The sequence below is a fragment of the Micromonospora sp. NPDC051924 genome, from assembly GCF_055586005.1.
In genome coordinates this window covers 1-25,939 of sequence record NZ_JBVJJA010000014.1, presented here as the reverse complement: position 1 = coordinate 25,939, position 25,939 = coordinate 1, and the positions used below count along the sequence as shown (strand labels likewise).

The 25,939-nt window shown below is 73.0% G+C and carries 20 protein-coding genes and 1 rRNA gene; 10 read left to right on the top strand and 11 right to left on the bottom strand.

Annotated features, from left to right (window positions below; genetic code table 11):
* Position 1: 1 nt before the first annotated feature.
* The 3 genes from ACZ6S5_RS13540 to ACZ6S5_RS13530 all read right to left on the bottom strand — a co-directional run bounded on the left by ACZ6S5_RS13540 (position 2) and on the right by ACZ6S5_RS13530 (position 4,040).
* Positions 2-1,417 (bottom strand): hypothetical protein, encoded by a 1,416-nt coding sequence (locus ACZ6S5_RS13540; RefSeq protein ID WP_466000346.1) that lies wholly within the window; start codon positions 1,415-1,417, stop codon positions 2-4.
* A 13-nt stretch (positions 1,418-1,430) separates the two neighbouring features.
* Positions 1,431-1,874, bottom strand: coding sequence for a hypothetical protein (locus ACZ6S5_RS13535; RefSeq protein WP_466000345.1), 444 nt, complete (start codon positions 1,872-1,874; stop codon positions 1,431-1,433).
* A gap of 180 nt (positions 1,875-2,054) precedes the next feature.
* Positions 2,055-4,040: a TIGR03960 family B12-binding radical SAM protein gene (locus tag ACZ6S5_RS13530; protein WP_466000343.1), complete on the bottom strand. Its 1,986-nt coding sequence runs from the start codon at positions 4,038-4,040 to the stop codon at positions 2,055-2,057.
* A 167-nt stretch (positions 4,041-4,207) separates the two neighbouring features.
* Between ACZ6S5_RS13530 and ACZ6S5_RS13525 the strand changes: the two genes are divergently transcribed.
* Positions 4,208-5,815 carry a hypothetical protein gene (locus tag ACZ6S5_RS13525; protein WP_466000341.1) on the top strand — a complete coding sequence of 536 codons (1,608 nt, stop codon included), beginning with the start codon at positions 4,208-4,210 and terminating at the stop codon, positions 5,813-5,815.
* Between the two features lie 85 nt (positions 5,816-5,900).
* The gene (locus ACZ6S5_RS13520; RefSeq protein WP_466000339.1) at positions 5,901-7,370 is read left to right on the top strand and encodes a cryptochrome/photolyase family protein; all 1,470 of its coding nucleotides are present in this window, start codon (positions 5,901-5,903) and stop codon (positions 7,368-7,370) included.
* 25 nt (positions 7,371-7,395) lie between these two features.
* Here ACZ6S5_RS13520 and ACZ6S5_RS13515 read toward each other — a convergent pair whose 3' ends face one another.
* Positions 7,396-8,085: a lysophospholipid acyltransferase family protein gene (locus ACZ6S5_RS13515; protein ID WP_466000337.1), complete on the bottom strand. Its 690-nt coding sequence runs from the start codon at positions 8,083-8,085 to the stop codon at positions 7,396-7,398.
* A gap of 135 nt (positions 8,086-8,220) precedes the next feature.
* Positions 8,221-11,367 (bottom strand): isoleucine--tRNA ligase, encoded by a 3,147-nt coding sequence (gene ileS, locus ACZ6S5_RS13510; protein WP_466000336.1) that lies wholly within the window; start codon positions 11,365-11,367, stop codon positions 8,221-8,223.
* A gap of 324 nt (positions 11,368-11,691) precedes the next feature.
* Here ileS and ACZ6S5_RS13505 point away from each other — a divergent pair, with 324 nt between their 5' ends.
* From ACZ6S5_RS13505 to ACZ6S5_RS13490, 4 genes are read left to right on the top strand one after another with little or no spacing between them, the layout of a single operon-like run.
* Positions 11,692-12,705, top strand: a complete 1,014-nt coding sequence (locus ACZ6S5_RS13505) for an ArsR/SmtB family transcription factor (RefSeq protein WP_466000334.1) — start codon at positions 11,692-11,694, stop codon at positions 12,703-12,705.
* A 60-nt stretch (positions 12,706-12,765) separates the two neighbouring features.
* Positions 12,766-13,776: an ABC transporter ATP-binding protein gene (locus ACZ6S5_RS13500; RefSeq protein ID WP_466000333.1), complete on the top strand. Its 1,011-nt coding sequence runs from the start codon at positions 12,766-12,768 to the stop codon at positions 13,774-13,776.
* Positions 13,773-14,543 carry an ABC transporter permease gene (locus tag ACZ6S5_RS13495; RefSeq protein WP_466000332.1) on the top strand — a complete coding sequence of 257 codons (771 nt, stop codon included), beginning with the start codon at positions 13,773-13,775 and terminating at the stop codon, positions 14,541-14,543. The genes ACZ6S5_RS13500 and ACZ6S5_RS13495 overlap by 4 nt, the downstream gene beginning before the upstream one ends.
* Before the next feature lie 11 nt (positions 14,544-14,554).
* Positions 14,555-15,340, top strand: coding sequence for an ABC transporter permease (locus ACZ6S5_RS13490; protein ID WP_466000330.1), 786 nt, complete (start codon positions 14,555-14,557; stop codon positions 15,338-15,340).
* Between the two features lie 97 nt (positions 15,341-15,437).
* Here ACZ6S5_RS13490 and ACZ6S5_RS13485 read toward each other — a convergent pair whose 3' ends face one another.
* Positions 15,438-17,000 carry an alkaline phosphatase D family protein gene (locus ACZ6S5_RS13485; protein ID WP_466000328.1) on the bottom strand — a complete coding sequence of 521 codons (1,563 nt, stop codon included), beginning with the start codon at positions 16,998-17,000 and terminating at the stop codon, positions 15,438-15,440.
* Positions 17,001-17,205: 205 nt separating this feature from the next.
* Here ACZ6S5_RS13485 and ACZ6S5_RS13480 point away from each other — a divergent pair, with 205 nt between their 5' ends.
* Positions 17,206-17,646 (top strand): carboxymuconolactone decarboxylase family protein, encoded by a 441-nt coding sequence (locus ACZ6S5_RS13480; RefSeq protein ID WP_466000327.1) that lies wholly within the window; start codon positions 17,206-17,208, stop codon positions 17,644-17,646.
* Entirely contained in the window at positions 17,643-18,527 is an 885-nt protein-coding gene (gene sigJ, locus ACZ6S5_RS13475; protein ID WP_466000326.1) for an RNA polymerase sigma factor SigJ, read from the top strand. The genes ACZ6S5_RS13480 and sigJ overlap by 4 nt, the downstream gene beginning before the upstream one ends.
* Positions 18,528-18,581: 54 nt before the next feature.
* Here sigJ and ndk read toward each other — a convergent pair whose 3' ends face one another.
* Positions 18,582-19,007: a nucleoside-diphosphate kinase gene (ndk, locus tag ACZ6S5_RS13470; RefSeq protein WP_466000325.1), complete on the bottom strand. Its 426-nt coding sequence runs from the start codon at positions 19,005-19,007 to the stop codon at positions 18,582-18,584.
* A gap of 144 nt (positions 19,008-19,151) precedes the next feature.
* On the opposite strand from ndk, the gene ACZ6S5_RS13465 reads away from it, so the two are divergent.
* On the top strand, positions 19,152-20,396 hold the full coding sequence (locus tag ACZ6S5_RS13465) for a VOC family protein (protein ID WP_466000324.1): 1,245 nt from the start codon (positions 19,152-19,154) through the stop codon (positions 20,394-20,396).
* A gap of 30 nt (positions 20,397-20,426) precedes the next feature.
* On the opposite strand, the gene ACZ6S5_RS13460 is transcribed toward ACZ6S5_RS13465, so the two are convergent.
* Genes ACZ6S5_RS13460 through ACZ6S5_RS13450 form a run of 3 tightly spaced genes read right to left on the bottom strand, consistent with a single transcriptional unit; the run spans position 20,427 to position 24,816 of the window.
* Positions 20,427-20,870, bottom strand: coding sequence for a DUF4233 domain-containing protein (locus ACZ6S5_RS13460; protein ID WP_466000323.1), 444 nt, complete (start codon positions 20,868-20,870; stop codon positions 20,427-20,429).
* A complete protein-coding gene (locus ACZ6S5_RS13455; RefSeq protein WP_466000321.1) occupies positions 20,867-22,201 on the bottom strand; it encodes a bifunctional folylpolyglutamate synthase/dihydrofolate synthase in 1,335 nt (444 codons plus the stop codon). Before ACZ6S5_RS13455 ends, ACZ6S5_RS13460 begins: the two co-directional genes overlap by 4 nt.
* Positions 22,198-24,816, bottom strand: a complete 2,619-nt coding sequence (locus ACZ6S5_RS13450; protein WP_466000319.1) for a valine--tRNA ligase — start codon at positions 24,814-24,816, stop codon at positions 22,198-22,200. The genes ACZ6S5_RS13455 and ACZ6S5_RS13450 overlap by 4 nt, the downstream gene beginning before the upstream one ends.
* Before the next feature lie 69 nt (positions 24,817-24,885).
* On the opposite strand from ACZ6S5_RS13450, the gene ACZ6S5_RS13445 reads away from it, so the two are divergent.
* Positions 24,886-25,566: a hypothetical protein gene (locus tag ACZ6S5_RS13445; RefSeq protein WP_466000317.1), complete on the top strand. Its 681-nt coding sequence runs from the start codon at positions 24,886-24,888 to the stop codon at positions 25,564-25,566.
* A gap of 114 nt (positions 25,567-25,680) precedes the next feature.
* On the opposite strand, the gene rrf is transcribed toward ACZ6S5_RS13445, so the two are convergent.
* Positions 25,681-25,797: ribosomal RNA gene (rrf, locus tag ACZ6S5_RS13440) — 5S ribosomal RNA — on the bottom strand.
* Positions 25,798-25,939 lie beyond the last annotated feature (142 nt).

The window sequence follows — 25,939 nt, the reverse complement described above, 5'->3', positions numbered from 1 at the left end:
CTCATCGCAGGATGCCCGGGGACGCGGCGTCACCGGTGCCCCACGGATCGTCGTCCTCAGTCAACCACGACGAGTGCTCGGTGCCGGCCCCGCCGTGCCCGGCGCCACCGTGACCGCCCATCATGCCGCCGCCCATCATCCCGCCGCCGCGCAGGCCGTTCGCGCCCGCGCCAGCGCCGGCCGCGTTGCGCAGCGCGCTGGCCGCGCTGGTCATCGGGGGCACCTTGCCGTTGCCCCCGCCGACCATGCCGGGGATGCCGCCCATGCCGAGGCCGCCGGCCGCGCCGACACCGCCACCGATGCCGCCGGCCGAGCCGACGCCACCGCCGATGCCGCCGCTGAGGCCACCACCGCCGAGGCCCGGGGAGCCGCCCAGGCCGGGGCCGCCGTAACCGCTGCCGATGGTCGGCGTGCCGGCGCCGGCCAGGCCGGTGCCGTAGTCGGGCGTGCCGCTGCCCGGCAGCCCGGCACCCGTGGACGGCAGGTGGGACCCGCCGCCGGGGCTGCCGCTGCCGAAGTTGCCGCCGGTGGAGGGCGGCGCGATGGACGAGTGGCCACCGCTGTACGGGGTGCCGCCACCGCTGATCCCCGTGCTGCCGAGGTCGGGCATCCCGCCGCCGCCGCCGCCGCCACCCCCGCCACCGGGGTAGCCGGAGGGCGGGGTCCGGTCGTCCGGCCGGTAGCCGTCGTCGGTGCTGCCGCCGTCCGGCCCCGGCACGACCAGCTTGGGCCGCTCGGTCTCCACCGCGGTGGGCAGCGGCGACATGGCGGTGTTGGCCGCCGTCTGGTTGTCCCGGTACCAGTTGTCCAGGTGGGACTTGGTGTCCCACCAGCCGCCCCGCTTGTTGTCGTCGGCGTTGCCGTCGATCTTCATGGTCGCTTCGAGATCGTCGGCCTTGTCGCGGAACGCGCCGTCGGCGTACGACGCCGGGTTGCTCTGGTAGTCCTTGCGCAGCGCGGCGAGGAAGCCCGAGGAACTCTCGCCGTCCCGAGCGTCGTCCAGCTCGGTGCCGTTGGGCAGGCTCCACTCGTTCCAGCCGAAGTCGTCCATCAGCGGGATCGGGATGCTGGCGACCGACTTGCGGATGTCCCCCTCGATCCGGGACAACGCCCCGCTGACGTTGGTCGCGTGGGTGACCAGCTCCTCGATCTCCTTGCCGATGTCACCCAGGTGCTCCCGGTACGCGTCGCCGCCGCTGCCCTTCCAGCCGGCGAGCATGTCGGTGAGGCCGCCGGTGTGCGGGCGCTCCGTGCCGGGCGCGATCGGGCCGACGAACGACCGCCCGATCAGCGCGTCCCGCAGGTGCCCGAGGCCGGTGCCGAGGTTGCTCCACCCGACCCCGACCGAACCCACGGTCTCCGGGTCCGCGGACAGCGTCACCTCGCGGACGCACCGCTCCCAGGTCCCTCCTGCCATGGTCGTCTCCCCCTCAGGCCGTGTACGGGTAGGTGGGCGGCTGGCCGCCCGCGGTCGGCGGCGGCGCGGCGGACTCCAGCATCCGCTCGATCTGCTTGCCGTTGGCGGCGTTGCGCGCCTCGGTGTCGCGGAACGCCTTGGCGATGTCCTCGGTGCCCTTCTTCAGCGCCGCGAGCTTGCCGGAGAGCGCCTTGAGGTGCGCCTCCATGTTGGCCGTCGACCTGGTCAGCGCCTGCCACTGCATGCGCGCGTCCTCGTACGCGCCGAAGGGGGTGCCGTTCGGGACGGCCTGCGCATTGTTGCTGTCGCCCTTCATCCGCTCCTTGACGCGTTCCATCTCGTAGCTGATGGTGTCGTCGACGTACTGCTTCAGGCGCTCCACGTACTCCGCCGCGGCGTCCAGGTCCTCGACGCTGACGTGCAGATCGCCGGTGTCCGGCGGCCTGATGTCACCCATGCTGCTGCCCTCCCCGCTGCCGACCGCGGTCGGTCCAATACGGACGCAGCGTATCGAGTGACGGCCAGTCGAGGCACCCCCACCCCACGTCACGGAACGCCGACGGGACAACCGCTCGCGGATACGACGGAGCGCGGGAACCCCACGGGTTCCCGCGCTCCGGGCCGGTCGGCGGCGTCGCTACTGCTGGGCGCCGGTCGGCAGCTTCAGGCCGTTGACCGGGGTCAGCGGCAGCAGCTTCCGGCCGGTCGGGCCGATCTGGATCTCGGTGTCCATCGACGGGCACACGCCGCAGTCGAAGCACGGCGTCCACCGGCAGTCGTCCTGCTCGTACTCCGAGAGGGAGTCCTGCCAGTCCTGCCAGAGCCAGTCCTTGTCCAGGCCGGAGTCGAGGTGGTCCCAGGGCAGGACCTCCAACTCCTCGCGCTCCCGGGTGGTGTACCAGTCGAGGTCCACGCCGAAGGCCGGCAACACCTCGGCGGCGGCGTCCACCCAGCGCTGGTAGGAGAAGTGCTCGCTCCAGCCGTCGAACCGGCCGCCGTTCTCCCAGACCTTGCGGATGACCGCGCCGACCCGCCGGTCGCCCCGGGAGAGCAGGCCCTCGATCAGCGACGGCTCACCGTCGTGGTAGCGGAAGCCGATCGCCCGGCCCAGCGAACGGTCCGCGTTGATCGCCTGCTTGAGCAGCTTGAGCCGGCCGTCGATGACCTCCGGCCGCGCCATCGAGGCCCACTGGAAGGGGGTGTGCGGCTTCGGCACGAACCCGCCGATGGAGACTGTGCAGCGGATGTCCTTGGAACCGGTCGCGGCCCGGCCGGCCCGGATGACCTCGTGCGCCATGTCGGCGATCTCGAGGACGTCCTCGTCGGTCTCGGTGGGCAGGCCGCACATGAAGTAGAGCTTCACCTGCCGCCAGCCGTTGGTGTACGCGGTGACCACGGTGCGGATCAGGTCTTCCTTCGACACCATCTTGTTGATCACCTTGCGGATCCGCTCCGACCCGCCCTCGGGGGCGAAGGTCAGGCCGGTCCGCCGGCCGTTGCGGGACAGCTCCTGAGCCAGGTCGATGTTGAACGCGTCGACCCGGGTCGAGGGCAGCGAGAGCGAGACGTTGGTGCCCTCGTACTGCTGGGCCAGGCCGGAGCACATGTCGCCGATCTCGGAGTGGTCGGCCGACGACAGCGACAGCAGGCCGACCTCGTGGAAGCCGGAGAACTCCAGCCCCTGCTGGACCATCTGGCCGACGGTGGTGATCGAACGCTCCCGGACCGGGCGGGTGATCATGCCGGCCTGGCAGAACCGACAGCCGCGGGTGCAGCCGCGGAAGATCTCCACCGCGTACCGCTCGTGGACCGTCTCGGCGAGCGGCACGAGGGGCTTCTTCGGGTACGGCCAGGCGTCCAGGTCCATGGTCGTGCGCTTGTGCACCCGGAACGGCACGTCCGGGCGGTTCGGCACGACCCGCTGGATCCGGCCGTCGGGCAGGTAGTCCACGTCGTAGAAGCGCGGCACGTAGACGCTCTCGGTGCGGGCCAGCCGCAGCAGCAGCTCGTCGCGCCCGCCGGGGCAGCCCTCGGCCTTCCACTCCCGGACGATCGCGGTGATCTCCAGCACCGCCTCCTCGCCGTCGCCGAGCACGGCGGCGTCGATGAAGTCGGCGATCGGCTCCGGGTTGAACGCGGCGTGCCCGCCGGCCACGATCACCGGGTCGGCGTCGGTGCGGTCGGCGGCGAGCAGCGGGATGCCCGCCAGGTCGATCGCGGTGAGCAGGTTGGTGTAGCCCAGCTCGGTGGAGAACGAGACGCCGAACACGTCGAAGTCGCGCACCGAGCGGTGCGCGTCGACGGTGAACTGCGGCACGCTGTGGGCGCGCATCAGCTTCTCCAGGTCCGACCAGACCGCGTACGTCCGCTCGGCGAGGACGTCCGGCAGCTCGTTGAGCACCTCGTAAAGGATCTGCACGCCCTGGTTGGGCAGGCCCACCTCGTACGCGTCCGGGTACATCAGCGCCCACCGGACGGTCGCCGCGTCCCAGTCCTTGACCACCGCACCCAGCTCACCACCGACGTACTGGATGGGCTTGGTCACCTGGGGCAGCAGCGGCTCCAGCCGGGGCCACACGGAATTGGCCGCGACCGGGCGCGGCGTCGTGGACGGGGCACTCATGATGCCCAAGGGTACGCGGTGCTCCGCCGGTCACCACGCCGCACCGCAGCAGCTCGCCGCCACCGCACGCCCCGCCGGGATGATCAAGAAGTCCGCGCCGACCGTGATTCGTCGGAGGTGGCACGCCGGTACTAACCTCGCAACGGGCGCGAGAGGAGATAGCCGCGATGCCGCAGCCGCAGCCGGGGGCGGACCGGCCGGCCGACGGGGACATCCCGGTCACGGACCAGGATCCGGGCACCGCCGAGCCGACCCGATCCCCCGTACCGCCGTCGCCCCGGGAGCCGCGCGCGGACGCCCCGGACGACACCGTCGCCGGCCCGACGGAGACTTCCCCCGGGGCCGACGTCTCTGCTGCTGATGACGCCGCCCCCGCGGCCGACCCGTCGTCCGTGGGCGACGGTCTCACCGACGCGCCAACCGTGACCGACCCCGCCGCCGACGACGCGGTGGGCAGGAGCGACGAGGCCGCGCCGGCCGCGACCGCCGGCGACGCCGCACCCCAGGCCGAGGCCCCCACCGACGCGCCGACCGGAGAGGGGGCGGCGGGCGCGACCCCGGTCACCCCGGCACGCGGCTCCTTCCCGGTACGCCCGACCGGGGCCACCGCCGTACCGGCGCGTCCCACCGGCTCGGCCGCCGTGCCGGGCCGGCCGACGGCCGCGGCGCGGGATTCGTCGACCGAGGCCACGCCGGTGCCCGGCCCGCCCGACCCGACCCGGGTCGCCGGCCACCCCGACCCGACGCGGGTGGAGACCCGCGCCGAAGCGCCCCGGTGGAGCGGCTCGGCCCCCGTCCCACCCCCGCCGCCGCGCAAGCGGGCCTGGGGCGAGTCCGCGGAGCCGACCCCTTTCCCGCCGCTCGACTCGCCCGAGCACCAGGTGCCGGTGGACCCCTGGGAGGGTGTCGACACCACGGGCTGGGACCTGCACTCGGTCGAGCTGCCGGCGCTGCCGCCGACGCTCCCCTACCCGACGCCGCAGCACACGCCCTACCCGGCGCCGCCGGTGAGCCCGTCGCCGGCCCCCGCGCCCCCCGTCGCCGCCCGGCCGTTCCCGCCACCAGCGCCGGTCGCCCGGCCCGCCCCGCCGGCCCCGCCGGTCCCCGCGAGGCCGGTGTCGCCGCCGGTCCCGCCGAAGCAGCGTCGCGGCCGGCCCGCCCCGCCGGTCACCGCGCCGCCCGGGTGGCAGCCGCCCAAGGGGTACGTGGCCGTCCCGGTCCGCCGCCGGCGCCGCTGGCCCTGGGTGCTGCTGCTCACCGTCGCCTGCTGCTGCGGCGTCCCACTCTGGTGGGCGGCGCCGGTCTCCAGCCAGTACCCGGCCAGCGCGGCGCTGCCCGACCGGGTCGCCGGCCTGCGGCTGCGGGACGACGAGGGCAGCCAGGCCACTGCCGAGAAACTGAAGACCGAGGTACGCCAGGCGCACCTGCTCGCCGAGGACACCTTCGCCGGGGTCTACGACACGAGCGACGGCAAGCGGGTGACGCTCTTCGGCGGCACCGGGTTCCGGCTGACCCCGGAGTCGGACGCCGACGCCGAGCTCGCCCGCCTGAAGGAGCAGTACGCGCTGGGCGACGCCGTGCCGATGGAGACCAACGTCCGGGGCCGCTACGAGCGCTGCGCGGTGGGCCGGGCGGACGGCGACGCCGTGGTGGTCTGCACCTCGGTCGACCACGGCAGCCTGACCACCGGCGTCTTCACCCGGCTCTCGGTCGACGACAGCGCCCGCCTGCTCGACCGGTTGCGCACCGAGGTGGTGACCCCGAAGCAGTCCTGACCGGCCACCCTGAGTAAGGTCTCGGACACGTAAAGGTCTTGTGTCCCTCCCTCGAACTTTGGGCGTTTCAGGGGAGAATCGGGACATGTCGCGGCGTTGGCTATTCGCCGATCAGCTGGGGCCGCACTTCCTCGACGACCGGAAGCAACCGGTCCTGCTGATCGAGTCGAAGGCGGTCTTCCGCCGCCGCGTCTACCACCGGCAGAAGGCGCACCTGATCCTCTCCGCGCTCCGCCACCGCGCCGCCGAGCTGGGCGACCAGGCGATCTTCCTGCGCACCGAGACGTACGGGCAGGCACTGCGGAAGGTCCGCGAACCGCTGGAGGTCTGCCACCCGACCTCGCGCGCCGCCCTGGCGTTCGTCCGCGACCTGGACCGGGTCACCGTGCTGCCGGCCTGCGGGTACGTGACCAGCCTGGAGGACTTCGCCGACTGGGCCGACGGCCGCCGGGGCACCTTGCGGATGGAGGCCTTCTACCGGTTCGCCCGGGAGCACCACGGGGTGCTCCTCGACGGCCGCGACCCGGTGGGCGGTCGGTGGAGCTACGACACCGAGAACCGCGAGGCGCCGCCGAAGGACGGCAAGCTCGACGTGCCGGCCGCACCGATGCCGAAGGAGGACGACATCGACGCGGAGGTCCGGGCCGACCTGGACCGCTGGGAGCGGCAGGGCATCCGGTTCGCCGGCCGGGACGGCCCGCGCGGCTTCCCCGCCACCGCCACGGAGGCCAAGGCCCGGCTGCGGCACTTCCTCCGGCACCGGCTGGCCGCGTTCGGCCCGTACGAGGACGCCATGCTCGCCACCGACCCGTGGCTGGCGCACAGCATGCTGTCGGCCGCGTTCAACCTGGGTCTGCTGGATCCGCTGGAGGCGGTCCGGGGCGCGGAGCAGGCGTACCGGAAGCAGGGCGCGCCGCTGGCCAGCGTCGAGGGCTTCATCCGGCAGGTGATGGGCTGGCGCGACTACATCTGGCACACCTACTGGTACTTCGAGCCGTCCTGGCGGAACAGCAACGAGCTGGGCGCGCGGCGGTCGCTGCCGGGCTGGTGGCAGGAGCTGGACGCGGACGCGGTCGACGCGCACTGCCTCAACGACGTGTTCGCCGGCGTCCGGGACCGGGCCTGGGTGCACCACATCCCCCGGCTCATGGTGCTCGGCAACTACGCCCTGCAACGGGGTTGGCGCCCGGCCGAGCTGGTGGAGTGGTTCCGGACCCGCTTCGTGGACGGCTACGAGTGGGTGATGACCGGCAACGTGGTCGGCATGAGCCAGTACGCCGACCTGGGCCGGATGACCACCAAGCCGTACGTCTCCGGGGGCGCGTACATCAACCGGATGAGCGACTACTGCGGCGGCTGCCGGTACGACCCGAGGAAGCGCCTCGGCGAGAACGCCTGCCCGTTCACGGCCGGCTACTGGGCCTTTCTGGCCGCCAACCGCAGCCGGATCCCGGCCAACGCCCGGATGGCCCGCACCATGAAGCAGATGGAACGCCTCACCGATCTGGACGCCGTGGTCGCCCAGGAGAAGGAGCGCGGCAGCGACCCGCCGTGACCGGTCCCCGCCGCCCGACCGGGCGTCAGGCCGTCGGGTCGGTGGTGGGTTCGGCGCGCTTGGGGGCGTAGCGCGGGACGTACTCCTGGCCGGTGAGCCTCTGGATCTCGGCCATCAGCTCGTCGGTGATCTCGCGCAGCGTGGTGCGGTCGTCGGACCGGCCGGTGACGTCCAGCGGCTTGCCGAACCGGATGCTGATCTCGGCCTTCCCGGGCCGGGGCACGCGCGTCCCGATGGGCTGCGCCTTGTCGGTGCCGGTCACGCCGACCGGGATGATCGGCACGCCGGCCGCTACCGCCAGCCGGGCCGCCCCGGTCCGCCCCCGGTATAGCCGCCCGTCCGGGGAGCGGGTCCCCTCCGGGTAGACGGCGACCAGGTCGCCGGCCTTGAGCACCGGAATGGCGGCGTCGAACGCGGAGAGCGCCGCCCGCCCGCCGGCCCGCTCGACCGGGATGGCGCCCAGCCCGGTGAGCACGAACTTGGAGAACGCGCCCTTCACGCCGGTGCCCGTGAAGTACTCCGACTTGGCCCAGAACGCCAGGTGCCGCGGGACCACCGTGCCGAGCAGCAGCTCGTCGGCGACGGAGAGGTGGTTGCCCGCGAAGATCGCCCCACCGGTCGCCGGGATGTGCTCCAACCCCTCCACGGTCGGACGGAAGGCCAACCGGATCGTGGGCGCCACGGCGAGCTTGCCGATGGTGTAGAGCAGGGGCACGGGTCCTCCGGCGGTCGGTACATGAGCAGGCGGTGTCACGGTAGCGGACGGTTCCACGCCGGGCGGATCGGGTGGCCGGCCGCCCGTGGGGTGGCCCGGCGACGTCCCCGCCGCCGGACCACCACCATCAGGACCTCATACCCGCCGGACGGCCACCGTCACCCGCTCGCCCTCGCCGACCTCGCCGGCGAAGCCGTCGACGCCCTCGGCGAAGTCGACCGTGTCGGCCAGCACCTCCCGGGCCACGAAGTCGGTGTACGCGGCCACCGCCGCGCGGACCTCCTCCGAGGCCGAGACCGCCACCGCGATCCGGTCCGAGACGTCCAGGTCGGCGTCCCGCCGGGCCTGCTGCACCACCCGGACCACGTCCCGGGCCAGCCCCTCGGCGGCTAGCTCCGGGGTGACCTCGGTGTCCAGCACGACCACGCCCTCGCCGCCGGGCAGCGGCGCGGAGTGCTCGGCGTCGGCGGCGACCAGGCGCAGCTCGTACTCGCCCTCGGCGAGGGTGACCCCGGCGGCGACCGGGGCGCCGTCGACCAGTTCCCAGTCCCCCGCCTTCACCGCCTTGATCACCTGCTGGACCGCCTTGCCGACCCGCGGGCCGAGCGCCCGGGGCACCACGGTCAGCACCTGCTGGCAGTACGCGGACACCTCGTCGGTGACGACGACCTCCTTCACGTTGACCTCGTCGGCGACCAGGGCGGCGAAGGGCCGCAGCTGGGCGGCGACCGGCGAGGCCACCGTCAGCTTCGACAGCGGCAGCCGGACCCGCAGCCCCTTGGCCTTGCGCAGCGACAGCGCCGCCGAGGCGACCGCCCGCACGTTGTCCATCGCCGAGACGAGGTCGTGGTCGGCCGGGAACTCGTCCGCCGACGGCCAGTCGGTCAGGTGCACCGACCGCTCGCCGGTGAGGCCGCGCCAGATCTCCTCCGCGGTCAGCGGCGCCAGCGGCGCCACCACCCGGCAGAGCGTCTCCAGCACGGTCGACAGCGTGTCGAACGCGTCCGCGTCGCCGGACCAGAACCGGTCCCGGGAGCGGCGCACGTACCAGTTGGTCAGCGCGTCCAGGTAGGACCGCACGGTGGCGCAGGCGCCGGAGATGTCGTACGCGTCGAACTGCGCCTGGACCGTCGACACCAACTCGTTCGTCTTCGCCAGCACATACCGGTCGAGCAGGTGGGTGGAATCCACCCGCCGCTGCGCGGTGTACCCGTCCGCGTTGGCGTAGAGCGAGAAGAAGTACCAGACGTTCCAGAGCGGCAGCAGCACCTGGCGCACCGCGTCCCGGATCAGCGTCTCGGTCACCGCCATGTCGCCGCCGCGCAGCACCGGAGAGGACATCAGCATCCACCGCATCGCGTCCGACCCGTACGAGTCGAAGACGTGGTAGACGTCCGGGTAGTTGCGCAGGCTCTTGGACATCTTGCGGCCGTCCGAGCCGAGCAGGATGCCGTGGCTGAGGCAGTTGCGGAAGGCCGGCCGGTCGAACAGCGCGGTGGCCAGCACGTGCATGGTGTAGAACCAGCCACGCGTCTGTCCGATGTACTCGACGATGAAGTCGCCCGGGTAGTGGTGCTCGAACCACTCGCGGTTCTCGAACGGGTAGTGCACCTGGGCGAACGGCATCGAGCCGGACTCGAACCAGCAGTCCAGCACCTCCGGCACCCGGCGCATCATCGACTTCCCGGTCGGGTCGTCCGGGTTGGGGCGGACCAGGTCGTCGACCGCCGGCCGGTGCAGGTCGGTCAGGCGTACGCCGAAGTCCCGCTCGAGCTCGGCCAGCGAGCCGTACGCATCGACCCGCGGGTAGTTCGGGTCGTCCGACTTCCACACCGGGATCGGGGAGCCCCAGAACCGGTTCCGGCTGATCGACCAGTCCCGGGCGTTGGCCAGCCACTTGCCGAACGAGCCGTCCTTGATGTGCCCCGGGGTCCAGTTGATCTGCTGGTTCAGCTCGACCATCCGGTCCTTGAACTGGCTGACCGCGACGAACCACGACGACACCGCCTTGTAGACCAGCGGGGTGTCGCAGCGCCAGCAGTGCGGGTAGGAGTGGGTGTAGGTGTCCTGCTTGAGCACCACCCCCCGCTCCTTCAGCTCGCGGATCACCGGCTTGTTCACGTCGAAGACCTGCTCGCCCTGGTACGGCGGGACCAGCGCGGTGAACCGGGTGTGGTCGTCCACGGTCACCACGGTCGGGATGCCGGCCGCGTTGCAGGTGTTCTGGTCGTCCTCACCGAAGGCCGGAGCCAGATGGACGATCCCGGTGCCGTCCTCGGTGGTCACGAAGTCCGCACCCAGCACCTGGTAGGCGTTCGGCCCGGCCTGCTCGACCAGGAAGTCGTAGAGCGGCGTGTAGCGGCGCCCGACCAGGTCCCGGCCGTACACCGTGCCGACCTGCTCGTACCCCTCCAGCTCCTTGGCGTACGCGCCGAGCCGCGCGGCGCCGACGACGTGGCGCTGCCCGTCGCGCTCCAGCACCGCGTACTCGATGTCCGGGCCGACGGCGAGCGCCAGGTTCGACGGCAGGGTCCACGGCGTGGTGGTCCAGACGCCGAGCCGCACCGGCCCGCGCACCAGCTCGGGGGCCGACTCGTCCGCGGTCAGCTCGAACCAGACCGACAGGGTCGGGTCGTGCCGGTCCTTGTAGACGTCGTCCATCCGGGTCTCGGTGTTCGACAGCGGGGTCTCGCACCGCCAGCAGTACGCCAGCACCCGGAAGCCCTCGTAGACCAGACCCTTGTCGTGCAGGGTCTTGAAGGCCCACATGACGCTTTCCATGTAGTCCAGGTCGAGCGTCTTGTAGTCGTTGGCGAAGTCGACCCAGCGGGCCTGCCGGGTAACGTACCGCTCCCAGTCCTGGGTGAACTCCAGCACCGAGGTGCGGCAGGCCTCGTTGAACCGGGCCACGCCGAGGTCGAGGATCTCCGCCTTGCTGGTGATGCCGAGCTGCTTCTCGGCCACCACCTCGGCCGGCAGGCCGTGGCAGTCCCAGCCGAACCGGCGCTCGACGTGCTTGCCGCGCATGGTCTGGTAGCGCGGCACCACATCCTTGACGTACCCGGTGAAGAGGTGGCCGTAGTGCGGCAGGCCGTTGGCGAAGGGCGGCCCGTCGTAGAAGACGTACTCGTTCTTGCCGTCCTGCCCGGCTGGGCGGGCCTCGACGCTGGCCTCGAAGGTCTTGTCGGCCGTCCAGTGCTCCAGGACCCGGCGCTCGACCGCGGGCAGGTCCGGGCTCGCCGGCACGCCGGCGGCGGTCGGGTCGTGCAACGGATAGGCCATCGGGGGTCGCTCTCCTCGCGCAGTCTCACGGTCGTGGGTCTGCGAGGACGAGCCCTTTCCGGTACGCCGTCACCGGCGCCCCGGGGCCGGGCCCGCGGTACCACCCCGCTTGGCGGTCAAGGTGCGACCGCCCGCTCGTTGGCCGGCTGTGACGGGCCGGTCCCGTCCGGTTCTACTGGGCCGGTCACCCGGCTGTTCTTCCGGAGGCTCGCCGGTGATGGCCGGGTCGTCGCCTGTGTGCGATCCAGCGTACTCGACCGGGCGGGCGATCCGCCGCCGAGTATCGGCCCGGGCCGACCCCGTGACCACGGCTAGGCTGGCCGGGTGATCCGGATCGAGTTGGACGAGCCCACGCTGGCGCGTACCCGGATCGCCACCAGCCCGCTCTGGGAGGTGCTGACCAGCCTCTACCTGCTGACGCGCCACCCGGCGGAGGTGCCCTGGCCGTACACCGGCTGGGCCCGGCACGCCCGACGGGCGCTGGCCGGCCCGGCGGCGGCCGCGGCGCGGGTGCTCACCGCCGACTCCCGCGCCCCGGACTTCCTCACCCCGATCCCGCCGTCGCCGGCCCCCACCCTTGGCGAGGAGCTGGCCGCGCTGCGGGCCACCCCGGCCGAGGTGATCGCCGAGCAGATCCCCCGCTACCACGATCCCGACGACCTGCCGGACTGGCTGCGCCCGTTCGTGAGCGACCGGCAGGCCGCGCTCGACCAGCTCGCCGACGGCATCCAGGCGTACTGGGACGCGGCCGTCGCGCCCTGGTGGCCGGCGATGCGGGCGGCGCTGGACGAGGAGGTGCTGCACCGGGCCCGCGCGCTCGCCGCCGACGGCCCGGACGCGCTCCTGGCCGACCTGCACGAGCGGGTGCGTTGGGAGCGGCCGCTGCTCACCCTGGTCAAGCCCCTGGAGCAGAGCTTCCGGGCGGTGGACCAGCGGCTGCTGCTGATCCCGCTGATCTTCTCCCGGGGTGCGCTGGCCTGTTCCACCGACCACCCGGAGATCGTCGCGGTCTCCTACCAGGCCCGCGGCGCCGCCGTACTGGCCGAGGCGGGTCCGCCGCCGCGGTCAGCCGGTGCCGAACCCGACCGCCTGGCGGTGCTCGTCGGCCGGGGCCGGGCCCAGGTACTGCGGGCGCTGACCCGGCCGGCCACCACCGCCGGCCTGGCCGCCACCCTCGGGCTCGCCCCGAGCACCGTCTCGGCGCACCTCGCCGCGCTGCTGAGCGCCGGGGTGGTGCACCGCCGCCGGGCCGGAAGGCGCGTCCTGTACGGCCTGGAGCCGGCCGGCCTGGCCCTGGTCACCCTGATCGGGGCGGACCCGGCGGCCGCCTCCGCCTGAGGATTCGCCCGACACCGAATTCGTTTCCCCGTCCCACCTGCCGTCTCTAGATTCCCGGCCATGAGCGAGTACGCGATCGAGGCGGCCGGGCTGCGCCGCACCTACCGCAGCCGTACGGGATGGTTGCGACCCCAGCGCCGGGAGGTGGAGGCGGTCCGCGGCGTCGACCTGACGGTCGGCAACGGGGAGCTGTTCGGCCTGCTCGGTCCGAACGGCGCCGGGAAGACCACCACCATCAAGCTGCTGAACACCCTGCTCATCCCGACCGCCGGCACCGCCCGGGTGTGCGGCCACGACGTGGTCACCGAGACCCGGGAGGTACGCCGCCGGATCGGCTACGTCTTCGGTGGTGACCGGGGCCTCTACGACCGGCTCTCCGCGCTGGACAACCTGCGCTACTTCGCCGAGCTGTACGGCGTGCCGGGGCGGGAGCAGAAGGGGCGGATTGCCGAACTGCTGGAGCTGGTCCGGCTGGCCGGCCGCGAGCACGAGCGGGTGGAGGCCTACTCCCGGGGCATGCGGCAGCGCCTGCACATCGCCCGGGGCCTGCTGCACCGACCGCAGGTGCTCTTCCTCGACGAGCCGTCCATCGGGGTGGACCCGGTGGCCGCCCGGGAGCTGCGGCAGACCGTCGCCGACCTGGCCGCCACCGGCACCACCGTGCTGCTGACCACGCACTACATGGCCGAGGCGGACGAGCTCTGCGACCGGATCGCGGTGATCGCCAACGGCACCATCCAGGCGCTGGGCACCCCGGCCGAGCTGCGGCACCACGCCGACGGCCGGCAGGTGCTGGAGGTCGAGGCGTACGGGGTGAGCGACGACCGGCTCGCCGCCATCCACGCCCTGCCCGGGGTACGCGAGGCGAGCGTGACGGTCACCGGCGCGGCGCAGGTGCTGACCGTGCAGTCCGACGCGGGGGTGGACGTGCAGGCGGACGTGCTGCGCGAGCTGAACGGGGTCCGGCTGGGCCGGGTCAGCGCCCGCCAACCCACCCTCGAGGACGCGTACGTGGCGATCGTCAACCGGGTGGACACCCCGGCCCGCCCGGTGGAGGCGGTGCCGGCGTGAACCTGCTCCGCATGCTCGGGGTGGGCCTGCTGCTGCACACCAAGCAGCTCAGCCGCTCCTCGTTCGAGATCGCCACCGCGCTGATCGTGCCGGTGGTGCAGGCGACCCTGGCGGTCCACCTGTTCCGCGCCGGCGGCGAGCCGGGCCGGCTGCTGGAGGCTGCCGTGGGCGCCGGGCTGATGGGCGTCTGGTCGTCGGTGCTCTTCGGCTCCGGCGGCGCCGTCCAGCGGCAGCGCTGGCAGGGCACCCTGGAGATGATCATGCTGGCGCCCCGCCCGCCGGCGCTGATGATCCTCCCGATCACCCTGGCCACCGCGGTCACCGGCACGTACGCCATGCTCGCCACCCTACTCTGGGGCCGGCTGCTCTACGGCGTCCCGCTGACCTTCGCGCACCCGCTGCTGTTCCTGGTCGCGGTCCCCGGCTGCGTGCTCGGGCTGGGCATGTTCGGCCTGCTGCTCGCCTCCACGTTCGTGCTGATGCGCAACGCCAACGCGCTGACCAACACCCTCGAATACCCGATCTGGCTGGTCTCGGGGATGCTGGTGCCGATCACCGTGCTGCCCGGCTGGACCGGCCCGATCGCCGCCGTGCTGCCCACCACCTGGGGCGCCCGCGCGGTGCACGAGGCGGCAGTCGGCGGCCCGGTCTGGCCGTCGCTGGGCATCTGCCTGGCGATCAGTCTCGGCTGCCTGGTCGCCGGCGCGCTGATGATGACGTACGTCGAGCGACGGGCCCGCGCCGCGGCGACCCTCGCGCTGGCCTGAGGGGGACGACGATGGCACTCTTCCGGCTGATCGGCACCGGCGGCGTGATCGCCTACCGGGCCCTGTTCAACTGGACCACCCCGGCGATGTTCATCGGCTCGCTGCTGGTCGGTCCGATCTTCCAGCTGCTCTTCTTCGCGTACCTGGGCCGGCAGCTCGGGGTCGCCGACGACCGCTTCTACATCGTCGGCAACGCGGTGCTCGCCGCCTCGCTCTCCTGTGTCTTCGGCGGCACCATGGCGGTCGCCAACGAGCGGCGCTTCGGCACCCTCGGGCACGTGCTGCTCTCCCCGCGCAGCCGCACCGCCGTCTTCCTCGGCCGGGTCCTTCCGTACGCGGGCAACGGCCTGCTCATCGCGGTGAGCACGCTGACCGTCGGCTCGCTCCTGCTCGGCCTGCGGATGCCGCCGGAGGCGCTGCCGGCGCTGCTGGCGACCCTCGCGGTGGCGGCGCTGTCCTGCGGTTTCTTCGGCCTCACCCTGGGCGCGCTGGGGTTGCGGTTCCGCGACGTCTGGGTGGTCTCCAACGTCTCGGTGGCGCTGCTGCTCCTGCTCACCGGCGTGAACGTGCCCGCCGCCGGGCTGCCCGGCTGGATGCGCACGGTGGGCGAGGCGCTGCCCATCACCCACGCCGCGCAGGCCGCCCGCCACCTGGCGGCCGGCGAGGGCCTCGCGGCGGCCGCCCCGGCGCTCGCCGCCGAGGCCGCCGTCGGCCTCGGCTACGCCCTCCTGGCCGCCGCCCTCCTCAAGCTCTTCGAAGCCGAATCCCGCCGCCGCGCCTCCCTCGACACCCTGTAACTCCCCCCGGTGATCATGAAGTTGGCGGCACCTGTGGAGATCCACATCGCCGCCAACTTCATGATCGACACGGGCGACGCCCCGGCGGGGTCAGGGGTCAGCGGGTGGGGGTGGGGGCGGGGAGGGTGGTGGTCCAGAGGGAGGCGCCGGCGCGGTCGCGCAGGTGCACGGTCAGGTCGCCGGACCCGCCGTCGATCGCGACCTCACCGAAGTGCTGGAAGCCCTCGGCGGGCGAGGTGTTCGCCCGCGGCGGCGCGTGGGTGAACACGGCCTGCGGGCCGAAGGTGCCGTCCAGGGCGTTCGGGCCGAACGCGCCGGCGTGCGCCGGCCCCGAGACGAACTCCCAGAACGGGGTGAAGTCGCCGACCGCCGCGCGCGCCGGGTCGTAGTGGTGCGCGGCGGTGTAGTGCACGTCCGCAGTGAGGAAGACGATGCCGGTGACGCCCGCCCGGTGCACGGCCCGCAGCACCTCGGCGAACTCCAACTCGCGGCCGGCAGGCGCGCCCGGGTCGCCCTGCGCCACCCCCTCCTGCGCGGCGGCGCCGTCCGGCACCACCAGGCCGAGCGGCAGGTCGTTGGCGATCACCTTCCAGGTCGCCCGGGACCGGGTCAGCTCCCGGATCAGCCACTCCCGCTGCTCCCGGCCGAGCAGGCCGCGCCCCGGGTCGGCGTACCTGTTGCCGTCGTTGGGGTCCTTGTAGGTGCGCATGTCGAGCACGAAGACGTCCAGCAGCGGCCCGTACGACAGCTTGCGGTAGAGCGTCCCCTCGACGGGCGCCGGAACCCACTCGTGGAACGCCTGCCGGGCCCGGGCGGCGAGCACGTCGACCCGCTTCTCGGTGTACCGGTCGTCGGTGAGGATCTGCCCCGGGTACCAGTTGTTGCGTACCTCGTGGTCGTCCCACTGGTTGATCTGCGGCACCTCGGCGGCGAGCGCGCGCAGGTGCTCGTCGAGCAGGTTGTACGCGTACTGGCCGCGGTACTCGGCCAGCGTCTCGGCGACCTTGCTCTTCTCGGGGGTGACCAGGTTGCGCCAGATCCGGCCGTCGGGCAGCGTCACGGTCTCGGTGAGCGGCCCGTCCGCGTAGACGGTGTCCCCGCTGCACAGATAGAAGTCGGGGCGGCGCTCCCGCATCGCCCGGAAGATCGCCAGGCCGTCGAAGTCGGGGCTGATGCCCCAGCCCTGCCCCACGATGTCCCCGGTCCAGACGAACCGCACGTCCCGTCGGTCCCGCGGGCCGGGCGCCGTGATGAAGGAGCCGGTAAGCGGCGCGCTGTGCAGCCCGGGCCGGTCCAGGCTCTCCACGCTCACCCGGTAGTGCAGCTGCTCGCCGGAGGGCAGGCCGCGCAGCCGGACCCGGCCGGTGCCGTCGGTCGACGGGTCCACCACCGGGCCGCGCAGCAGGCGGGCGCCGCGAAGGTCGGGACGGCGGCTCACCTCCACGTACATTCGGCCGGGGCGGTCGGCACGGGCCCAGACCAGCGCGGACTCGGCGGTCACGTCGCCGCTCTGCACGCCGTGCGTGAGCACCGGCCGGTCGGCCGGCCGCCAGGCCGGCGCGGCCCCGGCCGGCTCCCCGCCGAGCAGGCCGCCGCCGGCCAGCCCGGCACCCGTCAGCAGTCCGGCGCGCAACACGGTACGTCGGTCGAGAGAAGTCATCTGTCCCCTCCGTCGGGAGTCGGTCCCCCGAGGTCTACCGGGCACAGGTGAGGCGCACCGCCGAGCGGGGTGTCCGGCGGGGGAACCGCGGCTGACCACTCGTCGACGGCCGGCGGGCATGACCACGGTCACACCCACCACCTGTCACGCCCGGCGCCGGCCCACCCGTCGTGTGGGCGTACCGACGAACACGAGGGAGGCGGCGATGAGCCGGATCAACATTGCGGCGGTGGCCCCGCAGGCTTACCAGGCGGTGCTCGGACTGGAGAAGTACCTCCACGCCAACCTGGACCACACCGTGCTGGAGCTGGTGAAGCTGCGCGCGTCGATGCTCAACGGCTGCTCGTTCTGCGTCGACATGCACAGCCGGGACGCGCTCGCGGCCGGCGAGTCCAGCCGGCGGCTGTTCGCCGTCGCGGCCTGGCGGGAGGCGCCGTTCTTCACCGAGCGGGAGCGGGCCGCGCTGGCGCTGACCGACGCGGTCACCCGGCTGGGCGAGCACGGCGTGCCGGACGAGGTGTGGGACGCCGCCGCGAAAGTCTGGTCGGAGAAGGAACTGGCCGACCTGGTCGTCGCGATCGCCACAATCAATGTGTGGAACCGGATCTCGGTGACCAGCCAGAACCAGCCCCCCGTCGAGGGGTGACCCTTCCGGCGGCGGCGCAGGCGGCCGGTGCGCTCACCGCGCACCGGCCGATGCTGCTCGGGCTGGCCTACCGGCTGCTCGGCAGCCTGCACGACGCCGAGGACGTGCTCCAGGAGGCGTACCTGCGCTGGCTCGACGTCGACCGGGAGTCGGTCGCCGAGCCGCGCCGGTACCTGTCCCGGGTGGTCACCCGGCTGGCGCTGGACCGGCTGCGTGCCCGGCAGGCCGCCCGGGAGACGTACGTCGGCCCGTGGCTGCCCGAGCCGGTGCCCACCGACCCGTCACCGTTCGGGCCGCTGGACACCGTCGAGCTGCGGGAGACGGTCTCCACCGCCCTGCTGCACCTGCTGGAGCGGCTCACCCCGCCGGAGCGGGCGGTGTACGTCCTGCACACCGCCTTCGCCCTGCCGTACACCGAGATCGCCGAGGTGCTCGACCGGTCGGCGGCGGACTGCCGCCAGCTGCACCACCGGGCGGTGGCCCGGCTCGCCGACGAACGGCGGCGCTTCACCGCCGACCCGGCCGAGCAGCGGCGGCTGCTGGACGCCTTCCTCGCCGCCGCCCGCGAGGGTGACCTGGCCCGGCTGACCGCGCTGGTCGCCGCCGACGCGACCGCGTGGAGCGACGGCGGCGGGCGGGTCCGCGCGGCCCGCAACCCGATCCACGGGGCGGACCGGATCGCCCGCTTCTTCGCCGGGATCTACGGCCGCCCCGGAGCCGGCGTGCAGGCGGCCCCGGTCGAGCTGAACGGCGCGCCGGCCCTGCTGGTGACCTGGCCGACCGGCGTCCGCTACACGCTCGCCGCCACCGCCGCCGAGGGCCGGATCACCGGCCTCTACCTGGTCGGCAACCCGGAGAAGCTGACCCGCGTCCCTGGCTGAGCACGCGCGACGGCCCCGGCCCCGCGACGGGGACCGGGGCCGTCGACGACGAGGTCAGCCGAGCTCGGGGAACCAGAGCGCGATTTCGCGCTTGGCGCTGTCCCCCGAGTCGGAGGCGTGCACCAGGTTCTCCCGGTTGGAGAGGGAGAAGTCGCCCCGGATGGTGCCGGCGGCGGCCTTGCGGCCGTCGGTGCTGCCGATCATGCCGCGCACCACCTCGATCACCTGGTCGCCGGAGAGCACCAGGGCCACCAGCGGACCGCCGGTCATGAACGCCTTCAGCGGCGGGTAGAACGGCTTGTCGACGTGCTCCGCGTAGTGCTGGTCGGCGAAGTCGCCGTCCATGGTCCGGGACACCATCGCGTCGATCCGCAGGCCCTTGCGCTCGAACCGGGCGAGGATCTCCCCCACCAGACCGCGGCGGACCGCGTCGGGCTTGATCAGTACGAGCGTGCGCTCGTCCGGGCTGCTGCTGGACACGCTGGGTTCCTCCTGTGCGCGGAAGCGGGTCGGGCTGGGTACGGTCAGCCTAGCGACCCGGTCCCGGCGCCAGGTCGGCGGCCGCTCTTTCCCTCGGTCGCCGATCCGGCCTAGCCTGGCCCTGGAACCCCTGGGAGGTCCACTGTGGCGAATGGCGGGAACCGACCCATCGCACCGGTACGCAAGCTGATCGGCGCGGTGCTGGGCACCGTGGCGACCTTCATCACGCTGTTCGGCCTGGGCATGACGAGCTGGGCCATCGTGGCGCTCGGCGTGGCGCTGCTCGTGCTGGCGATCGCCCTGGCCACCGTACGCGGGGGCGGGCGCACCTGGGTGGTCGGGCTGGGCCACGTGCACAGCGCCTCGGAGCCGCCCACGCAGTACGCGTTCGGCCGCTGCGAGCTGCAACTGGTGATCGACGCGCCGGGGCTGCCGCCCCGCTCCAAGAAGATCATCGAACCCCGGGTCCCGGTCGCCAAGTGGCCGTCGCTGGGCCAGGCCCTGCCGGTCCGGGTCGCCCTCGACGACCAGCGGCACGTCCGCGTGCTCTGGGACGAGGTGCCCACCCACACCGAGAGCGCCGCCGCGGTCGCCGACCTCCCGCCCGAGTACGCCGGCCCGGACCCGGTGGAAGAGGTGCTGATCGCCCAGGAGCCCCCGCCGTGGGCCGACCGGACCCCGGAGGACGACTTCCGCGACGACTTCCCGCCCGCGCCGGACCCGCTCCTCGACGACGTCGGCGGGCTGCCCGAGGAGCGCGAGCCGGTCGTGGTCCACCAGCGTCCCGGTGGCCCGAAGGTCCTGGAGGGCGAGCTGGTCGAGCCGATGAGCGCTCCGCTGCCCCGCCGGGCCCCGGTGCCGCGCCCGCCCGCCGAGGAACGGTTCGACACCGTGCCGGTCGACTCGATCGACGTCCCGCTGGACGAGCCGGCCGCGGGGACGCCACCCACGCCCGAGGAGCTGGACGAGGCCATCTTTGGCCCGGCCGGCGACGAGCCCGCCGAGGTGGTCGGCAGCCCGATCAGCGGCGTCGGGATCACCCTGCTCGTCACCGACCTGGACCAGTCCCTCGACTTCTACCGCGACCTCGGCTTCGAGGAGATGGACCGGGGCGCCGGCAACGCCGTCCTCGCCTCCGGGCCGACCCGCCTGGTGCTGCGCCGGGTGACCGGGGCCGCCCCGATCAGCCGCCGGCTGGTCCACGTCAACCTCGAGGTCGACGACATCCAGGCGGCCTACCAGCGACTGCGAAACTCCGGTGTCCGCTTCACCTACGCCCCCCGGGTGGTGAACCGGGGCACCAAGCTGGAGGTGTGGGCGGCAGCCTTCAGGGACCCGGACGGGCACGGCGTCGCCCTCACCCAGTGGCGCACCCTCGCCGACGCCTGACCTCCCCCGCCGGGCAGCGGAGGAGGTCGGTCAGCCGAGGATGACCCGCCGCACGTGCAGCGCGTACGCCCACACCAGGGCGAACATGACGCCCAGCACGAGCAGCGACCAGTGCAGCAGCCCGGAGAGCATCAGCAGGCCCTGCAGAGCGGTGCCGACGGGCCAGGCCCACGGCCGCTTCATCTGCCCGGCCAGCAGGACGCAGGCGACCGCCAGCGCCACGATCGCGCCGATGGCGGCACCGCTCAGGTGCCCGCCGACCACCCGGATCGGCTGGATGGCCAGCAGCAGCACCAGCGCCTCGAGCGCGAGCGTGCCCGCGCCCAACCCCCGGACGGCCCGCTCCGGGTTGCGCAGCCCCGAGCGCCGCTCCCCCGGCCCGGCCGGCCCGTCGCCCCCGGGCCGTGACACGTCCGCCGGCCCGCCGGCCGGCCCCCCAGCCGCGCCGGGTCGCTCCTCCACCGGGCCGCTCATCGCTTGAGCAGCCGGCGGGCGTCGGCCACGGTCACCACCGACCCGGTGATCAGCACCCCGACGCCGGCCAGCTCGCCGGGTACGTCGGACTCGGCCTCGGCGACGGCCGCCTCGATGGCGTCCGGCATCTCCCCGGCGACCTGCACCCGCTCCGGCCCGAAGACCTCCCGGGCCAACGCGGCCAACTCGTCGACGGGCATCGCCCGGGGCGAGCTGTTCGCGGTGACCACGATCGTGTCGAGCACCGGCTCCAGCAGCTCCAGCAGGCTGGCCGCGTCCTTGTCGCCGAGCACGGCGAGCACGCCGACCAGCTTGCTGAACGCGAACTCCTCCTGCAGCGCGGTGACCGTGGCGGTCATCCCGTGCGGGTTGTGCGCGCCGTCCAGCAGGATCGTCGGCGCGTTGCGCACCTTCTCCAGCCGTCCCGGCGAGCTGGCGGCGGCGAAGCCCTCCCGGACCGCCTCGACGTCGAGCTGCCGGCGCGCCCCCGCGCCGAGGAACGCCTCCACGGCGGCGAGCGCCACGGCCGCGTTCTGCGCCTGGTGGGCGCCGTGCAACGGGATGAATATCTCCTCGTACACCCCGCCCAAGCCCTGGATGGTGAGCACCTGGCCGCCGACCGCGACCGCCCGGCGCAGCACCCCGAACTCGGCGCCCTCCCGGGCGACGGTGGCGCCGACCTCGGCGCAGCGCTCCAGGATCGGCCGGGCGGCCTCCTCCTCCTGCGCCGCCGCGATCACCGTGGCGCCCTTGTGGATGATGCCCGCCTTGTGCAGCGCGATGTCCTCGATGGTGTCGCCGAGCCACTCGGTGTGGTCCAGCCCGATCGGAGTGATCACGGCGACCCCGGCCTGGATCACGTTGGTGGCGTCCTCGGCGCCGCCGAGCCCCACCTCGACCACGGCCACGTCGACCGGGGCGTCGGCGAACGCGGCGAACGCCAGCGCCGTGGTCATGTCGAAGTAGGTCAGCGGCTCGGCCGAGCGCTGGTCGACCAGCTCGGCCAGCGGCGCAACCTCCCGGTACGTGGCGACGAACCGCTCCTCGCTGACCGGCTCGCCGTCCAGGCTGATCCGCTCCCGGACGGTCTCCAGGTGCGGGCTGGTGTAGCGGCCGGTGTGCAGCCCGAACGCCCGCAGCAGCGAGTCGATCATCCGGGCCGTGGAGGTCTTGCCGTTCGTGCCGGTCAGGTGGATCGACGGGTACGCCCGCTGCGGGCTGCCGAGCAGGTCGAGCAGGCTCTCGATGCGGTCCAGCTCGAAGTGCATGCGGGTGAAGCCACGCGCGTTGAGCGCGGCTTCCACCTCGGCAAATTCGGTGCGATCGGTCACGAGGGCAGCGCCTCCAAGGCGGCGTCGATGCGGACCAGGTCGGCCTCGGCCACCGCGAGCCGCTCCCGGATCTTGGCGACCACGTGCTCGGGGGCCTTGCCGACGAACGCCGGGTTGTCCAGCTTCGCCCGCGCCTGCGCGACCTCCTTCTCGGCGGCCGCCCGGTCCTTGGTGAGCCGGCCCCGCTCGGCGGCCACGTCGATCGACCCCCGGGTGTCCAGCGCGACGCTCACCTCGCCAGGCATGGCGAGGGTGGCGCTGGCCTGGAAGTCGTCGCCGGCGGCGTCGAGGCGGACCAGCGACCGGATCAGCGGCTCGTGCGCGGCGATCCCGGCGGCGGCGAGGCCGTCGAGCCGGGCCGCCACCCGCTGCGTCGGGCGCAGCCCCTGGTCGGAACGGAACCGCCGGATCTCGGTCACCACCCGCTGCAGGGTGCCGACCTCGCCCTCCGCGGCGTCGTCGACGAGGGTGCGGTCGGCCACCGGCCAGGCCGCCGTCATCACCGTCTCGCCGCCGGTGAGCGCGGTCCACAGCTCCTCGGTGACGAACGGGATGACCGGGTGCAGCAGCCGCAGCAGCTGGTCCAGCACGTGCCCGAGCACCCGCCGGGTGGCCTCGGCGGCCGGCCCGCCATCGGCGAGCACCGGCTTGCTCAGCTCCACGTACCAGTCGCAGACGTCGTCCCAGGCGAAGTGGTAGAGCAGGTCGCAGACCTTGGCGAACTCGTACGCCTCGAACTGCTCGTCCACCTCGGCGGTGACGTGCGCCAGCCGGGACAGGATCCACCGGTCGACGGTCGACAGGGTGCCCACCTCGGGCAGCGGCCCGTCGGTGTGCGCGCCGTTCATCAGCGCGAACCGGGTGGCGTTCCAGAGCTTGTTGCAGAAGTTGCGGGAGCCCTGGCACCACTCCTCGCTGACCGGCACGTCCTGGCCGGGGTTGGCGCCCCGGGCCAGGGTGAACCGGGTGGCGTCGGCGCCGAACCGGTCGATCCAGTCCAGCGGGTCGACCACGTTCCCGAACGACTTCGACATCTTCTTGCCGTGCTCGTCGCGGACCATGCCGTGCAGGGCGACCACGTCGAACGGCTGCACGCCGTCCATCGCGTACAGGCCGAACATCATCATCCGGGCGACCCAGAAGAAGAGGATGTCGTAGCCGGTGACCAGCACACTGGTCGGGTAGAACTTCGCCAGGTCCGGCGTGCGCTCCGGCCAGCCCAGGGTGGAGAACGGCCACAGCCCGCTGGAGAACCAGGTGTCCAGGACGTCCTCGTCCTGCCGCCACCCCTCGCCGGTCGGCGGCTGCTCGTCCGGGCCGACGCAGACGATCTCGCCGTCCGGGCCGTACCAGACCGGGATGCGGTGACCCCACCAGAGCTGCCGGGAGATGCACCAGTCGTGCATGTTGTCGACCCAGGCGAAGTAGCGCTTGGCCAGCTCGGCCGGCTCGATCTTCACCCGGCCGTCGCGAACCGCGTCGCCGGCGGCCTTCGCCAGCGGGGCGGTGTTGACGAACCACTGCAGCGACAGCCGCGGCTCGACCGTCGTCTTGCACCTCGAGCAGTGCCCCACCGCGTGCACGTACGGCCGCTTCTCGGCGACGATCAGACCCTGCTCGCGCAGCGCCGCCACGATCGCCGGGCGGGCCTCGTACCGGTCCAGGCCCTCGAACGGGCCCGGCGCGGTGATGATGCCCCGCTCGTCCATGATCGTCAGGGCCGGCAGGTCGTGCCGCTGGCCGATCTCGAAGTCGTTCGGGTCGTGCGCCGGCGTCACCTTGACCATGCCGGTGCCGAAGCTGGGGTCGACGTGCGCGTCGGCCACGATCGGGATCCGCCGGCCGGTCAGCGGCAGCGCCACCTCGGTGCCGATCAGGTGCTGGTACCGCTCGTCGTCCGGGTGCACCGCGACCGCGGTGTCGCCGAGCATCGTCTCGGCCCGGGTGGTGGCCACCACGACCTCGTCGCTGTAGCGGATCGAGATCAGCTCACCCTCGTCGTCGGTGTGCTCCACCTCGATGTCCGACAGTGCGGTGAGGCAGCGCGGGCACCAGTTGATGATGCGGTTCGCCCGGTAGATCAGGCCGTCGTCGAAGAGCTTCTTGAACATGGTCTGGACGGCGCGGGACAGGCCCTCGTCCATGGTGAAGCGCTCGCGGTCCCAGTCGACCGCGTCACCGAGGCGCCGCATCTGGCCCAGGATCGCGCCGCCGGATTCGGCCTTCCACTGCCAGACCCGCTCGACGAACTTCTCCCGGCCGAGATCATGCCGGGACAGGCCCTCGCCGGCGAGCTGCCGCTCGACCAAGTTCTGGGTGGCGATGCCGGCGTGGTCCATGCCGGGCAGCCAGAGCGCCTCGTAGCCCTGCATCCGCTTGCGCCGGCTCAACGCGTCCATCAGCGTGTGCTCGAACGCATGGCCCATGTGCAGCGAACCGGTGACGTTCGGCGGCGGGATGACGATGGTGAAGGGGGGCTTGTCGCTCTCCGCCCTCGCCCGGAAGTGGCCGGCGGCTACCCACTGCTCGTACCGTCGCTGCTCTACCTCGCCGGGCTGGTACTGGCCGGCAAGGGTCGGGGCGTCGGGGCGTCGGGCATCCAGTCTCTCGGTCACCCTAGAAGTCTACGGAGCGCTTTCGGAGACCCGACGTGCGCCACCTCCTGTTCGCGTACGGTGGCGGACATGTCCGACGCACATCTCACCGAGCGGCCGGTCGGCGACGGGGCGGAGCCCGTCGACCTGACCGACGAGCCGATCCAGCTGAGCCGCCGAGACCCGGCGCTGGAGCCCGACGCGGCACGGCCGGCCTCCCGTCGGCGCCGGATCGCGCTCGGTGCCGCCCTGGTCGTCGGGCTCGCCGGCCTCGGCGCGCTCGGGGTCGGGGGTTGGCAGGTCCTCGCGCAGAAGGACACCACGCTGACCCCGCCGGCGAAGCTCGCCGGGCTGATTCGGGACGACAGCGACCGCGCCCGCACCACCGCGGACTACCTGCGGGACGGCTTCGCCGCCGACATCGACCTGGACCGGAGCTTCGGCACCGTCTACAGCGATCCGGCGGACGCCAAGCGGGCGGTGCTCGTCTTCGGCGGCACGACCCTGCTGTGGCAACCCGAGCACGACCTGGACAGCCTCTTCGGGCTGATGGCCGACGAGACCGGCAAGGTCACCGGCCTGCGCGAGGTGGACGCCGGGCGCCTGGGCGGCGTGATGAAGTGCGGTACGACCAGCGGCGACGGCGGGGACTTCGCGGTGTGCGGCTGGGCCGACCACGGCAGCGTGGTGATGGCGATGTTCCCGGGGCGGTCCGTCGACGACTCCGCCGCCCTGTTCCGCCAACTGCGGGAGGGCATCCAGCGTCGTTGAGTCTCGACTTTCCCGTGGAACGCCGCCGCACGTCGGCGGCGTTCCGCATTGCGGAACGGACACCGAAATGCGCTCAGGGCCACCCCTTTTCGGGGTGGCCCTGAGCGAAAGATTGTCCGGCGGTGTCCTACTCTCCCACACCCTCCCGAGTGCAGTACCATCGGCGCTGGAGGGCTTAGCTTCCGGGTTCGGAATGTTACCGGGCGTTTCCCCTCCGCCATGACCGCCGTAACTCTATCGACATATCAAACAACCACCGCGAATACTCGCTGGTGTCGTTGTTCGTTTGTCGGGAGTTGCACAGTGGACGCGTAGCAGCTTAGTAGTCAAGTCCTCGGCCTATTAGTACCGGTCAACTGAACCCGTTACCGGG